Here is a 14,643-nt window from a genome sequence, read left to right on the forward strand (position 1 = left end):
TGACACTTGTCAAAACGCCCTACACATTGGTTCGTCTTACTTTGTTTAGTTTTCAAAGGTCTAACTTCTTGCATTTTTGTTGTCTCAGCGACAACTTCTAAATGATATCAAATTCTCAACTGACTGTCAACAACTTTTTTCATTTAGTTTTTTCCTCGTTGCTACCTGTCGTAACAACGTATATTAATATATCAGGTATTTAGATGTCCGTCAATTATTTTTTTGCAAAAAAATCATCTTTTTTTAAAAGCAGAACTTTTATTTTAAAAACGCAATTTCTTCCGCTTTATATGCAATAAAAACGAATATTTATTCTATTTATAGAGAAGATCATTCCTAAAAAAGAAATAAACAGAAGAGAAAGTCTTTTCCACTTTGCCCTCCTGTTTGCTTTGTTGTTTATTATTCTTCTTCTTTTCTTTGATAAGATGGTAGATCAAATTCAGTTTGTGTATAATATCCTGCTTCTTCACCATAGTAGAGGTTATACCGTTTTTTAAACTTCCGGAATACGAACGTCACGAGCACCTTTCCAACCGCATAGATCGGCACTCCTAAAATCAGTCCTACAAAACCAAGTAGATCCCCCATTACCAATAAAACGATCAAGATCGTAATAGGATGTACGTTTAAATTTTTGCCCATGATGTTCGGTTGGGTCACGTTTCCATCTATAAATTGGACTGTTATCCATACGATGGCTAGCTTAAGCAGCATAAACCAAGAAGTAGAAACAGCGACGACAGCTGCAATGATCATCGAAAGAGCTGCACCGATAAATGGAATGATACTCGTAAAGCTAGTTAAGATAGCTAAAATACCGGCATACTTTAAGCCAATGATTTTAAAACCGATAAAAGCCATTAAACCAAGTGCCATCGACACCAAAATTTGTCCTTTGACATAAGAACCAACTTGTTCAGATGTGACAAGAATCAGTGACTTGACATCTTTTCTGAATTTTGGCGGAACGATCTTCATCAAGAAGTGGACAAATTTCCGATCGTCTTTTAGTAAAAAGAATAAGATAAACGGAAAAGTTGCTAGAATGATGATAAAGTTAGATACCTTAGAAACTACATTTGAAATGCCGCTCATCGCTGTTCCGATATAATCTACTGCATGGCTAGGCAGTTCACGTACCCAACCATCGAACCAATCGATCGCATTTGCTATAGGTTCTTCAAAGATTGAGTGTTCGCTCCATTCTCGTACGGTATTTCCAACTGTATCCACATAGGTAGGAAACTCAGCAACCAACTCTGTCACTTGTTTGCTGATGGCTGGAAAAGCAAGGGAAGAAGCGCCTGCTATTAGGGCCAGCAATGATAAGAATAACAAGACGACGCCCCATGTACGCTTAATTTTATGTTTTTCCATCCAATCGACGACAGGATTAAACAGGAAGTATAGTAAGACTGCTAAAATCACCGGAGCGATGACTGCAGAAAAGAAAATAACAACCGGTTTAAAAATAAAAGCAATTTGATGATATACAAAAATCAAAATGCCGATCAAAATTAAAACAATCAGAGAAAAAAGTAGATTTCTTCCTCCGAGAAAAGAAATAAAATTAGACTTTTTATTGTTCATTTTGCCTCTCCTCATACACAACTAATAAAACTCGTATCATTATTCTAATTGAAAGCCTGTCCAATGTAAACGGAGAAGTCTGTTTCCTCCTAAAATAAGTTTCCAAGCGGTTTATTCATCAGAAATAATTGGCTCTACAATATGTAATGTTGATCAGTAAAAAATTATTTTTTTAATGCTAAACCTGTTAGAATCTCATTTCTAAAAATTTCAGTAGCCCATCGACCGGAGAAAATTTCTTTACCAATGTTAGAAGAGGAAGAACCAAATCATCCAATCTAAAAAAAAGAAAAGGAATAAGGGCATTCGCTCATTCCTTTTCTTCATTATCAGTTGAACGCTTTAGTTACTGCGCATCGTTGGGAACAGTAAGACATCACGAATAGATTGAGCATCTGTCAACAACATGACGAGACGATCGATTCCGATCCCTAATCCGCCTGTTGGAGGCATGCCATATTCTAAAGCTTCAATGAAGTCTTCGTCGATTTGATGTGCTTCTTCATTTCCTTGCTCACGTTCTTTCATTTGCTGTTCGAAACGTTCTCTTTGATCGATTGGATCATTCAATTCAGTAAAGGCGTTTCCGTATTCATGTCCACAAATAAACACTTCAAAGCGGTCTGTAAAGCGAGGATCTTCCGCATTTTTCTTAGCTAACGGTGAGATCTCAACCGGGTGTCCATAAACAAATGTCGGCTGTACTAGTTTTTCTTCTACAAATGCTTCGAAGAATTCATTTACCACATGCCCAAATTGACTATGTGCTTCAACAGGCACATGGTGTTCTTTAGCTATAGCTCTTGCTTCTTCATCTGACATTTGTTTCCAGAAATCAACACCTGAATATTCTTTGATCAAGTCGACCATGTGCACGCGTTTCCAAGGTGTTTCTAGGTCGATTTGTTGTTGATTATAAGTGATCTTACCGGTTCCTAGCACATTTTCTGTTACCGTGCGGATCAAGCCTTCTGTTAAATCCATTACATCTTTAAAGTCTGTGTAGGCTGTATAAACTTCAAGCATTGTAAACTCTGGATTATGTGTGGTATCTACACCTTCGTTACGGAAAACACGTCCAATTTCATAGACACGTTCCATTCCGCCGACGATGAGGCGTTTCAAGTGTAGCTCCAGTGCAATACGCATGTACAATTCAATATCCAAAGCATTATGGTGAGTTGTAAATGGACGAGCAGCTGCTCCGCCAGGTATATTATGCAAGGTCGGTGTTTCCACTTCCAAGTAATCTAAATTGTTCAAGTATTTGCGAACTTCCGCAATGATATGACTGCGTTTAATAAAACGTTCGTAGCTTTCTGGGTTGCTGATCAAGTCAAGGTAACGTTGGCGGTAACGCTGTTCAACATTTGTTAGGCCATGATATTTGTCCGGCAATGGTCGCAAAGCTTTTGACAGTTGCGTAAGTGAAGAAGGTTTAACGGTCACTTCGCCTGTGTTGGTCTTCATCACTGTTCCTGTGACCCCAATAAAGTCTCCCAAATCAGCCGCTTTAAATGTCGCATAATCGTCTTCTCCGACTTCATCTTTGCGCACGTAAATTTGGATTTGTCCTTTGCGGTCTTGCAAGTGAGCAAAACCAACTTTTCCTTTTCCGCGCTTCGTCATGATCCGGCCAGCAATCGTAACGGTTGCGTTTTTTTCTTCAATTTCTTCTTTTGTCAAATCGTCGTATGTTTGGTGCAGCTCATTTGATAAAGCTGTCCGCTCAAAACGGTTCCCAAAAGGCTCAATGTTACGCTCGCGTAATTCTTGCAATTTTTCACGGCGAACTTGTAATTGATCATTCATTTCTTCAATATGTGAAGTTTCGTTACTCATTTTTTTCTCTCCGTTTCTTCCCAGTTTTAAGTTTCATTGCTTCTTATATCAGCCTATTTTATCTTCATCCGTCAGATAAAAGCACGAAGGATGTGACGTTCGTTTGCTACTTAACTTTTAATTCAAGTCTTATGCAGCACATTTCTTGTGAGCTGTTGAAGTACTAGCATCCTCTATACTGCAATGATCTTTTTCAATAAAATACAGGAACTTTCTTAAGCAGTGATCGAATCTGCAGTCAACAACTTACACTAACGATACTTCAATTTCTTGAATCACACGTTTCGTTTTTTAAAACACGTTTCAAGTACCATTATACCACACTTTTCAGTGGTTTTCATAACTGGTATCTTATCACATTTAGTCAAAAACTTAAATACTATTTTCTAAATATCATCGTATCTTTGCGTCTCCCGATTAAAGCTACAAGTATTGTCAGCAAACGAACAAAGGAAAAGTCTTTCCTCACTTTCCCTTTATAGAATATTTATTTTTTCTATTAAAAAATAGATAAACAAGAACTGCAAAAAAAGCTGAGCACTCTGCCCAGCTTTTGCTGCTTTTATAAACGCAATTTTAGTCTTAAATGTTAGGGTCGGCACTACTTTCACCATTGTCGTACAAGCCAGTAGACAAGTAACGTTCGCCTGTGTCAGGTGCGATCGTTACCACACGTTGGTCGCTGCTCAATGTTTTAGCCACATCGATCGCTGCCTTGATTGCTGCTCCCGATGAAGGGCCTACTAGCAATCCTTCCTCAGCTGCTACTCGACGTGCCATTTTCAACGCGTCTTCACTGCTGACTTTCAATGCTTTATCATATAAAACAGTATCTAATACTTCTGGAATAAACCCGGCTCCGATACCTTGGATTTTATGCGGACCTGAATGACCGCCATTCAGTACTGGAGATTCTTCCGGCTCAACTGCGTAAATTTTTATTTCAGGATTTTCTTTTTTCAACGTTTTTCCTGCACCTGTCAAAGTCCCGCCTGTTCCAACTCCTGATACAAAAGCGTCTGGCGCATGACCGTCTAGTGCATCTATGATTTCCGGACCTGTTGTTGCAGCATGAACAGCAGGATTCGCCAGATTGTCAAATTGCATCGGCATAAAATAGCCATCTTGCTGAGACAATGCTTCAGCTTTTTGGATAGCAGCCTTCATTCCTTCAGCACCAGACGTCAAGACTAACTCTGCTCCATAAGCTTGCAGCAGCTTGCGTCTTTCTTCGCTCATGGTATCCGGCATGACCAACACAGCTTTATATCCTTTTGCTGCTGCTACCATTGCTAAACCTACTCCTGTGTTACCGCTTGTTGGTTCAACAATCGTATCTCCTTTTTTCAATTTGCCTTCTTGTTCTGCTACCTCGATCATATTTAAAGCAATTCGGTCTTTTACACTGCCGCCAGGATTCATACCTTCTAATTTGACATAAACCTCTGCAGCACCGGCAGGAACAACTTTTGTTAAACGAACCATCGGGGTATTACCGATCCATTCTGTAATGGATGAAACAACTTTAGTCATAGGGCTCTTTCCTCCTCAGATTGATTTAGTTTAAATGTAACCTTAACCGCTTGGAAACGCAACTAAAACACGCTGGCCTCCATTAATCTTACACTCCCCTTCAAGACGTGAGCCATTTATCTTCTGAGCTTTTTCACATCAAAAAAAAGGTTCTTCCTCTTTTAACGTTGGTAAAGAAAATTCCAACGGTCGATGGGCTACTGAAATTTCTAGAAATAGGATTCTAATGAGTTTAGCATTAAAAAAATTGATTTTTTACAGACCAACGTTAAATATTGTAGAACCAAAAAAACACCTAGAATCAACATCAAGTTGTTCTAGGTGTTCTGCTAGACAATTAAGCATTTTCTTTAAGTTCTTCCAGCTCTTCCGCTGAATAATGATAACGATTTCCACAGAAATGACAAACGGCTTCCGCTCCGCCATCTTCTTTGATCATTTCATCAATTTCTTTTTTGCCAAGTGCGATGATTGCACCAGCAAACCGATCTTTTGAGCAATCACACTTAAAGGCGATCGGCATCTTCTCTAAAATTTTCGGCTCTCCGCCGCCCACCAAGCGTTCTAGAATTTGTTCTGGTGTTTCGCCTTCGTCCATCAATTTTGAAATCATTGGAATATTTTTCACGCTATTGTCTAAAGCGTCAATCGTTTCTTCCGTTGCTCCCGGCATGACTTGGATCATAAAACCGCCAGCTGCTCGAATGGTTTCATCTGTGTCAACTAAAACACTTAAACCGATCGCAGATGGTGTTTGTTCAGAATTCGCCATGTAATAAGTGAAGTCTTCTCCAAGTTCTCCGCTGACCAAGGGCACCTGACCAGCAAATGGTTCTTTCATGCCCAAGTCTTTCGTGACCGTCAATGTACCTTCAGTTCCCACCGCACCTCGTACATCGATTTTGCCTTTTTCATTCAATGGCAAGCTGACTTTAGGATTGGCAATATAGCCTTTTACTTCGCCTTTGCCGTTACTGTCTACGATGATATGTCCTGCAGGTCCATTACCATCTACTTTGACAGTTAACTTATCATCACCTTTTAAAGTAGCCCCCAGCAGCAATGTGCCCACCATCGTTCTGCCTAAAGCTGCAGAGGAGGCACTCCAAGTATCATGTCTTCTTTGAGCTTCAGCTACTGTCTCTGTTGCGTTTACCGTGTAAACACGGATTTGTCCATCATAGCACATACTTTTAATTAAATAGTCTGACATCATATATCTCCTTTTCTTGATCGTAGAAATGATTTACAGCAGCAGGTTTTAAAGAAATCGCTGCGTTTCCCTGTTTTTGTCTTTTTGTCTTAGCTGGAAAGAGGGATACGCATGAAACGTACCCCTCCTTCCGACTTTATATCCTATTGAGAAGATCAGCCATTCTTACTTGTCTTCATCTTCTTGATCATTTTGTTGATCATCATCTAATTCTTTCTTTGCTTCTTCTACTGTTTTTTGAACATCTTCCGGATTACTTTTTTCTTCGGTTTCCTGTTCACGTTCTTTTTCTTTCTCTTTTGCTTCTCTTACACGCTTAACTTCTTCGAAGGAAGAGCCCACGCCTTCTTTTTTCTCATGTGGAAATTCTTCGTCTTCTTTTTCTGGAGGCATTTCTCCTGTATCAAACAAGCTCTTGATTGTCCGCTCATCCAATGTTTCAAGTTCAAGCAATTTTTCAGCAATCAATTGATGTTGTTCTTTGTGCTCTTCTAAAATCTGACGAGCTTCATCATGAGCTTCTTTCATAATACGTTTAACTTCTTCATCGATTTCATAAGCTGTATGTTCTGAGTAACCTTTTGTTTGACCGTAGTCGCGGCCAAGGAACACTTGACTATTGCCTTCGTATTGAACGGTTCCTAGCTTTTCACTCATACCATATTCTGTTACCATACTGCGTGCTAATTGTGTGGCTTGTTGGAAGTCATTACTTGCGCCGGAAGACTGTGAATGGAAGACCATTTCTTCAGCTACACGTCCGCCAAGCAGACCTACGATTTGTTCTTTCAATTCTTTTTTCGTCATTAAGAAGCGATCTTCTCTCGGTAACATGATGGCATATCCTCCAGCACGTCCGCGCGGTACGATCGTTACTTTGTGGACGATACGTGCATCACTCAAGACCAATCCGCAGATAGTATGACCTGCTTCGTGATAAGCAACCATGGCACGTTCTGTTTTGCTGATGGCACGGTCTTTCTTAGCTGGCCCAGCAATTACTCGGTCATGTGCTTCATCGATGTCTAAAGCATCGATCACTTTTTTGTTTCGACGAGCAGCAACTAGAGCAGATTCGTTCAATAGATTTTCCAAGTCAGCCCCGGCAAATCCAGGTGTTTGTCTTGCTACTACCCCTAAGTCAACATCTGGTCCAAGCGGTTTATTCTTCGCATGAACTTTTAAGATTGCTTCACGTTCTTTAACGTCTGGCCGTCCAACTAAGATTTGACGGTCAAAACGTCCCGGACGAAGCAAAGCAGGGTCTAATACGTCTGAACGGTTTGTCGCTGCCATAACGATAATTCCTTCGTTACCAGAGAAACCATCCATTTCAACCAGCAATTGGTTAAGTGTTTGTTCACGTTCATCATGTCCACCGCCCATACCAGCGCCACGCTGACGACCAACCGCATCGATCTCATCAATAAAGATGATGGCAGGAGCATTTTTCTTGGCTGTTTCAAATAAGTCACGCACACGACTGGCACCGACTCCTACGAACATCTCCACGAATTCTGAACCGGAGATCGAATAGAACGGTACGCCTGCTTCACCTGCGACCGCTTTAGCCAACAACGTTTTACCTGTTCCAGGAGGTCCTTCTAATAGAACACCCGCTGGTATCCGTGCACCTAAAGCTGAAAAACGTCTTGGGTCTTTCAAAAATTCAACCACTTCGACTAATTCTTCTTTTTCTTCGTCTGCTCCAGCTACATCTGAAAAGCGGACTTTACTAGCTTTGGCATCTGCTTCTTTGGCTTTTGATTTTCCAAAGTTCATCACACCTCTGCCGCCGCCTTGGCTGCCTTGACCACTTTGTCCGCCCATCATCATATAAATGAAGAAGACGAAGATCACTAGTGGCAAAACAGAGATTAGCAAGGTCAACCAGACACCAGAAGATTCTTCTTGGACTGGCGTATACTTAACATTATTTGCTTTTGCAAGATCTACTATCTCTTTTACAGAAGAATCATTTTGCAAAACTGCTGTTTTAAATCCTGTTACAGAGGAATGTGAGTTTCCAATAATCGGGATTTCTGCTGCAGAATCTTTTGTTTGATTCGCCTGCTCATCCCGATAAGTACCGGAAATGACGTAAACTCCAGCATTAGGCTGGATCGTAAATGATTTAATTTCATTGCCTTCTAATTGCGTTACGAATTCATTCGCTGAGATGTTTTCGCTCTGTTCAGATGATGTGCCATCTGTAGCCCAGATTACGATCCCGATAATAGCTAAAAAGACGATCGCATATACAAGACCATTTTTTAGAAATCCTTTTTTCACTAAGTTGCCCTCCTTTACAAGCAATCAATGGTTTTTTATTGATTATACATTGTAATGTTTTAATCTGTTACCAGTTTATCATAACACATTTGACCAAAATTGACTAAATTATTTATCTCGATAAATCTCAGGTTTTAAAATACCAATATAAGGAAGATTACGGTAGCGTTCTGCATAATCCAAGCCATAACCGACTACAAATTCATTTGGCACTAAAAAGCCGACATAATCAACCGGCAGTTCAACTACACGTCCTTCTGGTTTATCTAATAAGGTAACGATTTTTATAGAATTGGCTTTGCGATAACCAAACATTTTTGTGATATAAGATAATGTTCGACCGCTGTCGATGATATCTTCTACGATGATCACGTCACGACCTTCAACATTGGTGTCTAAGTCTTTTAGTATTTTCACTTCTCCAGATGAAGTCGTTGCATTTCCATAGCTGGAAACATCCATAAAATCAAGTTCAAGATAAATGTCCATTCGTTTGACTAAATCAGACATAAATGGCATAGCTCCCTTAAGAATCCCAATCATTAAAGGATTTTTATCCTTATACTCCTTGCTGATCTCATCTGCTAATTCTTGCGTTCTTTCCGCTAACTTTTCTTCTGAAAAAAGTACGCTTTCCATGTCATTTTGCATGCCATTCGTTCTCCTTCTCATTTTCGTTATTCTTACTTTTCTTTTAGGCGTTTACTGATAAAAGCTCCTTTTTTCGTCTTCCATTAGATCATTCTATCACACGGAAAACGCCAAAAGAAAAAACGGTCTAGTCTTTTTCATAAATCAGTACGTACTGTATTGTATCAGTTTCCTGTTTATTAGACAATCGTGATTCTTTATAATCTATCAACCAAATAATTTGTCCTGCTGCGTCGGTCAATATGATCGGTTTATTGCGGTCTTCTAGCGGAACTTTTTGATCGATCAAAATGTCTTTGATTTTTTTTGAGCCTCTTTCTAAACCTTTGATCGTCATACGGTCCCCTGGTCGTCTAGTCCGTACCTGCAAAGGAAGCTGGACTTCGCCGGTCTTCAACCAAATCATGCGCTTATGAGACAATTGAGCTGTCGAAACCGCTGTTGAGCAGAACAGACCAATTTTCCCTAATCCCGGAACGATCTGCCAATCGCCTAAAGACAAAGGAATAGGCTCGACCGAATGTTCTAGCGTTGCACCAAAGGAACGAACAAAATAAAGCTCTTCATAACGTCTCTTCATCAACCAACCAGCTGGTAAATGGAGCTCACCATTTACCTTATCTCCTGCGATCAATGAAGCGATCATTTCAACATGATGACGACGATACTCAACTGCTGTATCGCGGTAAAGATGTGTTAGCAGTTCTTTCAGCACTAAACGTTGCATAAAAGGAGCTTCGGCTAAAAAAGCAGAACGGTCTATTCCCCATCCATTTGAATGCAGAGGATGACATAATCGTTCGAAGCATGGTTCAACAACATGTTTGATTGCTGCAGTTGCATCTAGAAGATCTGCTGAAAAGTCAGCAAAATGTTCTAAAGCTTGGGTATTCTCTTCCTTTAATAAAGGCAAGACTTGGTGGCGATAACGATTGCGGGTATACATCATGCTTTGATTGCTTTCATCTTCAAAATAGAGCAGCTGCTCTTGATCGCTGTAAGTCGTCAATTCTTCTTTTGCAAAACGCAACAGTGGCCGAATCAATTTTCCAGACCCAAAAGAGCGCTGTTCTTTGATGCCTGCTATACTTTCCAACTGGCCGCCTCTAACCAGCCGCATCAGGATCGTTTCCATTTGGTCATCGCCATGATGAGCTGTAACAAGGCGTGTTGCTTGTTGTTTTCGCATCACTTGCAGAAAAAAAGCATAACGGAAAGAGCGAGCTGCCGCTTCTGTTCCGACTGATGGGTGTTCTTCTTTTGGCCAGCAGGCAGTGAAAAAAGGCAGCTGCTTCTCCTCGCAAATATTCTGAACAGCTGATTGTTCTATATCGGAAGCAGGCCGCAGTTGATGGTTTACGTGAACCACACCGATCCAAGGCTTTTCTTCTTCCGGTAAACGACACATCAAGTCAAGCAGCACCATGGAATCTACGCCTCCGGATACTGCTAATAACAACCGGTCTTTCTTTTCCCACAAAGCTTGTTGCTTGGCATAGGCTATAAAGGTTTTTAAGAGTGTCATGGCTGCTTCCTCAATTCTTCTCTCTTCGCTTTTATGAAGGATTACTTTTATGAAAAGGACAAAAAAGGATAAGTTTCCTTATCCTTTTCACACTTTTTTTAGTTTCGACGTCCGCCTCTGCCGCCACGTTTGCCTTCTGTGTTGCGTTTCAAAGAAGCCAGACGATCATCGCTGTCTTTTAAGAATGAGCTCATTAAAGAATCGAAGTCTTCTTTTTTGCTCTTTTGATTTTTCGAACTATAATTCGATTTTTGGTAACCGCCGCTACTACGATCATTGCGATCATAGGATTTGTGGAAGTGACTTGGCTTACCGCTCGTGCTATGCACCGGTTCTTGAGGTTTATCTACTGCTTTACGGATAGACAAGCCGATTTTACCGTCATTACCGATCGATAGTACTTTAACCGTTACTTCATCCCCAACTTTTAATACTTCATGTATGTCTTTTACAAAGCTGTCGGAAATCTCACTGATATGGACCAGCCCTGTTTTGCCACTCCCTAAATCAATAAATGCACCAAAATTGGTAATTCCCGATACTTTTCCTGAAACCTTGCTCCCGACTTCAATTGACATATAAAATTCATTTCCTCCTTGAATACTAGTGATTACATTATATCATGTAAAACTCTTCATAAAAAGCTTTTTTCACTTTTCTTATCATTTTGATGCTCCTTTCAAAAGCTGAAAATAGTTTATCGAATCAGCCGATCATTCTCCACTAAATTATCCCGCCGTAATTTTAAAGAACAAGAGCAGATGGACTGTTCTTGTTCTTTGATTCGATGTCTCGACTTTTTAGTTATTCTTATAATCAGCTGAAGATTTTTCAGCTTTTTCAGTCTGTTCTTTTTGCTTTTCTTTCATTTCTTTTTCATTGGCATTAGAAGCATTGTCTTCAGGGAAGCTGAAAACGAGCTCATTCTCTTTTGAAAGGTAATATTGGCTTCTAGCTAGTTTCGCTATGTATTCTTCGTCTTTTAGTTTGCCGATTTGACTGTTCAGTTCTTGCTGGTTGTTTTTTGTTTCTGCCAGTTCTTCTGCTGTTTCGACATGTTGGGCTTCTAAATCTGCCAGTTTTTGAACGTTTGACCATAACCTTACTGTTAAAGCAAGGATAAAGATGCCGCTGACAGCTAAGATAAGAGTGATATTTCTGCGTCTTTTCCGTTTAACCTTCATTGCTTGGTGCGTTTGCAGAGTTTTTGTCTTCGTATACTCATTTTTTAGTTGTGTAACTTTTTTAGGTGTTTCTTCTCTCATCAGTTTCCCCCGCCCTCACTTTACATGTTAGTTCGATTATAGCAAGAACGGTTACATAACGTCCAGCAAGAAAATAAAAAAAAGCTGTAAAAACAGCTTTTTTTTTGATGTTTTTTAACAGTCTCCTGCTCATCTATCTTCTTGATACGTCTCGCTAACGATACTGTACATTTCTTTCGCTTCGTCTTTTTTCGTTGATTCCTGTAGTTTTTCAACTTTGACGACCAATGTTTTGTTGCCAAATACGATCGTGATTTCATCGCCCACTTTAACAGTCGAAGAAGATTTAGCCACTGTTCCATTAATTTGGACGCGTCCTTTATCTGCCACTTCTTTGGCAACTGTCCGACGTTTGATGATCCGCGAGATTTTTAAGAACTTATCGATTCTCATAACCCTTGCTCCTTTTCTTTTGCTTTGATTTTTTGCCAAATGGCATCCACTTCTTCTACAGTATTGGCTTCTACACCGTCAAACACATGAGGATGCCGTCTACGCAGTTTTTTATTCAAGGTTTCTAGTACATCTTCCAATGAAAACTCACCTGCTTGTTCTGCGTAACTCGTTTGATAAAATACATGTGCCAGCAGATCTCCTAATTCTTCGATCATATTGGTTCGATCTTGATTCAGGATTGCTTGCACCAGCTCTGCTGTTTCTTCATGCAAATAAGGGATCAGCGTTTCGTGTGTCTGCTGTTTGATCCATACATCTCCGCCTTCTCCCGTGATTTCGTCCATATAAAACTGGAGCGTTTGAAAGAAACGCGTTCGTTCATCTTGTTTTAGCCGAGGAACAAATAGAACATTTTTATGTTCTGCAATTTTTTCAGGTTTGCTTGCGCTTAATGGAAACCAGTAAAGCTCTTCTTCATCCGTTTTGATTCCATGAATAAAAGCAACTTGATGTGTTACAGGATATTTTTTTCGTAACACACTCTTGATTTGGTTTAATGTAGGAATGTCTCGGATTCCTGTGATGATGACAGATTGTCCTGCAGCGATCTGATCGCCATCAACAGCTTCCGCCGATGCCAGCTGAAAGCCCTCTAGTGGATCAGTTTGTACCAGTTGAAATAAATGGTCTAAAAAAGATATTGTCATCATAAACCTACTTTCTTAATAGTCGTTTTCCTAGGGGTAAAGAAAGCCATTCTCGAATCGTCAACAATTTAATATAAATGATCCATTTGACGAAAAGGCCCATTCCTATTCCTACACCTGCTAAGGCTAAAACAAAAGAACCTTCCCGACTTTCTGCTATTCCTGTACCGGCAAGTACACGAGTTGTTCCCCATACACCTATACTCATTATAAAACAGCTGACCGCTAATTTTAAACCAAATTGTTTTTTTCTCCAAACTTGACGAATGGGCTGATCCAACTTGAACCAGATAAACACCAAACTCAGCAGTAAGCCAAACACTGTTCCTAGGCTAGATCCGTTGATCCCAAAAAGAACAATGAGCGGAGGATTGATGAAGAGTTTCCCGAGCAAGCCTAAAAGCAGACCGACAAAGGCAACGCGATGATCATCTTGACTTTGAAGAATGGCATTTACTGCTCCGATCAGAGAAGCCAAAAAAATCGCCAGCATATAAATACTCAACGCAAGATCGCCTGCTTTGTCCCCAAACAATGTATGATTTAAATAAGGCAGCAATACGATCATGCCGGTTGTAGCAGCTGCAGCAACCGTTGCTGTGATCCGAAGAAAGGAAGCGGCGTATCGATAAAAATCGTGCGCTTTTTTTTGAACGACTGCTGCTGTCAGCATCGGCAGCAAGCTGGAGGAAAAAGCCGTTGCTGCTACCATCCCCAGTTGAACGAGCGGTTGGCCGCGGTCATAGATCCCCTTTAAATCTTTAGCTTTCGCTGCGTAAGTGCCGGATTCGACCAATCCTTTATATAATGTAAAGGAATCGATCAGTTGGAACAGGATCAGCATGGCGCTAAGCAGGCAAATCGTCAGCCCTTCTGTGCCTAATCGCCGCGCCAAATAACGATAAGAGGGCTCAGTATTTTTTCCAACAATTGCTGCTGGTTGTATTTTTTGCTTTTTTCGATAAAAGAAAAGATATATCCCCATCACTAGACTAGCTGCAACAGCTGCAATCCAAGCACTGCTCATAGCAGAAGCTGCCATTTGATAGATATCACCAGATACTAATGAAAAGCTGTACGCTGCAATGAGGATGACCGTTACGCGGACAACTTGCTCTATCACTTGTGAAACAGCTGTAGGAGTCATTTGAAAATTCCCTTGAAAATAACCTCGTGAAACGGCTAAAAAAGGGATCAATAAAAGTTGCCAAGAAACAGCTTGGATCACTTTTTGCAGCGCACGATCTCCCATCCATTCTCCGATAAAACCTGAGCCGGCATAAAGGAAAAGAAAAAGAACAATCGCCAACAAACTAAGCAAATGATACATTTTTTTTATGGTTGCTTTTTGGTCGAGAGAAGAAGAGGACTCAGCCACCACTTTGGATAGAAAAATCGGCAACCCGTTTAAAGCTAATGTCATTCCCAGTCCATACAAAGGATAGACTTGTTGATAAGCATAGAAACCTGTGTTTCCGACCATATTTTGGAAAGGGACACGATAAATGGCACTGAGCAGCTTTGCGATAAAAGACGCTGCTGTCAGCAAAACAGCTCCGCTCATCATTTTTTTCATTTCTCGATTGCTCACATTTCTCTCCCTTTCTGATCTGGCTGTGTCTGCTG

At 40.4% G+C, this 14,643-nt stretch carries 12 protein-coding genes; all 12 read right to left on the bottom strand.

Going from position 1 to position 14,643, the window contains the following annotated elements; genetic code table 11:
* Positions 1–402: 402 nt before the first annotated feature.
* Entirely contained in the window at positions 403–1,593 is a 1,191-nt protein-coding gene (locus BM057_RS08715) for an AI-2E family transporter (RefSeq protein ID WP_245741904.1), read from the bottom strand.
* A gap of 342 nt (positions 1,594–1,935) precedes the next feature.
* A complete protein-coding gene (lysS, locus tag BM057_RS08720; protein WP_047389824.1) occupies positions 1,936–3,435 on the bottom strand; it encodes a lysine--tRNA ligase in 1,500 nt (499 codons plus the stop codon).
* A gap of 582 nt (positions 3,436–4,017) precedes the next feature.
* A complete protein-coding gene (gene cysK / locus BM057_RS08725) occupies positions 4,018–4,968 on the bottom strand; it encodes a cysteine synthase A (protein WP_092093018.1) in 951 nt (316 codons plus the stop codon).
* Positions 4,969–5,305: 337 nt separating this feature from the next.
* Positions 5,306–6,181, bottom strand: a complete 876-nt coding sequence (gene hslO / locus BM057_RS08730) for an Hsp33 family molecular chaperone HslO (RefSeq protein ID WP_047389822.1) — start codon at positions 6,179–6,181, stop codon at positions 5,306–5,308.
* A 165-nt stretch (positions 6,182–6,346) separates the two neighbouring features.
* Positions 6,347–8,473, bottom strand: a complete 2,127-nt coding sequence (gene ftsH / locus BM057_RS08735) for an ATP-dependent zinc metalloprotease FtsH (protein WP_092093022.1) — start codon at positions 8,471–8,473, stop codon at positions 6,347–6,349.
* Positions 8,474–8,581: 108 nt separating this feature from the next.
* On the bottom strand, positions 8,582–9,124 hold the full coding sequence (gene hpt, locus BM057_RS08740; protein ID WP_092093025.1) for a hypoxanthine phosphoribosyltransferase: 543 nt from the start codon (positions 9,122–9,124) through the stop codon (positions 8,582–8,584).
* 127 nt (positions 9,125–9,251) lie between these two features.
* Positions 9,252–10,649, bottom strand: a complete 1,398-nt coding sequence (tilS, locus tag BM057_RS08745; protein WP_047389819.1) for a tRNA lysidine(34) synthetase TilS — start codon at positions 10,647–10,649, stop codon at positions 9,252–9,254.
* Positions 10,650–10,747: 98 nt separating this feature from the next.
* Positions 10,748–11,227, bottom strand: a complete 480-nt coding sequence (locus BM057_RS08750) for a S1 domain-containing RNA-binding protein (RefSeq protein WP_047389818.1) — start codon at positions 11,225–11,227, stop codon at positions 10,748–10,750.
* Positions 11,228–11,449: 222 nt separating this feature from the next.
* Positions 11,450–11,914, bottom strand: a complete 465-nt coding sequence (locus tag BM057_RS08755; protein ID WP_092093028.1) for an FtsB family cell division protein — start codon at positions 11,912–11,914, stop codon at positions 11,450–11,452.
* A gap of 129 nt (positions 11,915–12,043) precedes the next feature.
* Positions 12,044–12,307 (bottom strand): RNA-binding S4 domain-containing protein, encoded by a 264-nt coding sequence (locus BM057_RS08760; RefSeq protein ID WP_047389817.1) that lies wholly within the window; start codon positions 12,305–12,307, stop codon positions 12,044–12,046.
* Positions 12,304–13,017, bottom strand: a complete 714-nt coding sequence (locus BM057_RS08765; protein WP_177186217.1) for a MazG nucleotide pyrophosphohydrolase domain-containing protein — start codon at positions 13,015–13,017, stop codon at positions 12,304–12,306. The genes BM057_RS08760 and BM057_RS08765 overlap by 4 nt, the downstream gene beginning before the upstream one ends.
* 7 nt (positions 13,018–13,024) lie before the next feature.
* Positions 13,025–14,608, bottom strand: a complete 1,584-nt coding sequence (locus BM057_RS08770) for a putative polysaccharide biosynthesis protein (RefSeq protein ID WP_092093030.1) — start codon at positions 14,606–14,608, stop codon at positions 13,025–13,027.
* Between the last annotated feature and the right edge of the window lie 35 nt (positions 14,609–14,643).

It is taken from the genome of Pisciglobus halotolerans, assembly GCF_900113675.1.
Taxonomy (GTDB): domain Bacteria; phylum Bacillota; class Bacilli; order Lactobacillales; family Carnobacteriaceae; genus Pisciglobus; species Pisciglobus halotolerans.

Bases quoted from the DNA above. Each gene is read 5' to 3' on its own strand.
- BM057_RS08715 (WP_245741904.1), bottom strand. From the start codon at position 1,593: ATGAACAATAAAAAGTCTAATTTTATTTCTTTTCTCGGAGGAAGAAAT.
- lysS (WP_047389824.1), bottom strand. From the start codon at position 3,435: ATGAGTAACGAAACTTCACATATTGAAGAAATGAATGATCAATTACAA.
- cysK (WP_092093018.1), bottom strand. From the start codon at position 4,968: ATGACTAAAGTTGTTTCATCCATTACAGAATGGATCGGTAATACCCCG.
- hslO (WP_047389822.1), bottom strand. From the start codon at position 6,181: ATGTCAGACTATTTAATTAAAAGTATGTGCTATGATGGACAAATCCGT.
- hpt (WP_092093025.1), bottom strand. From the start codon at position 9,124: ATGCAAAATGACATGGAAAGCGTACTTTTTTCAGAAGAAAAGTTAGCG.
- tilS (WP_047389819.1), bottom strand. From the start codon at position 10,649: ATGACACTCTTAAAAACCTTTATAGCCTATGCCAAGCAACAAGCTTTG.
- BM057_RS08750 (WP_047389818.1), bottom strand. From the start codon at position 11,227: ATGTCAATTGAAGTCGGGAGCAAGGTTTCAGGAAAAGTATCGGGAATT.
- BM057_RS08755 (WP_092093028.1), bottom strand. From the start codon at position 11,914: ATGAGAGAAGAAACACCTAAAAAAGTTACACAACTAAAAAATGAGTAT.
- BM057_RS08760 (WP_047389817.1), bottom strand. From the start codon at position 12,307: ATGAGAATCGATAAGTTCTTAAAAATCTCGCGGATCATCAAACGTCGG.
- BM057_RS08765 (WP_177186217.1), bottom strand. From the start codon at position 13,017: ATGACAATATCTTTTTTAGACCATTTATTTCAACTGGTACAAACTGAT.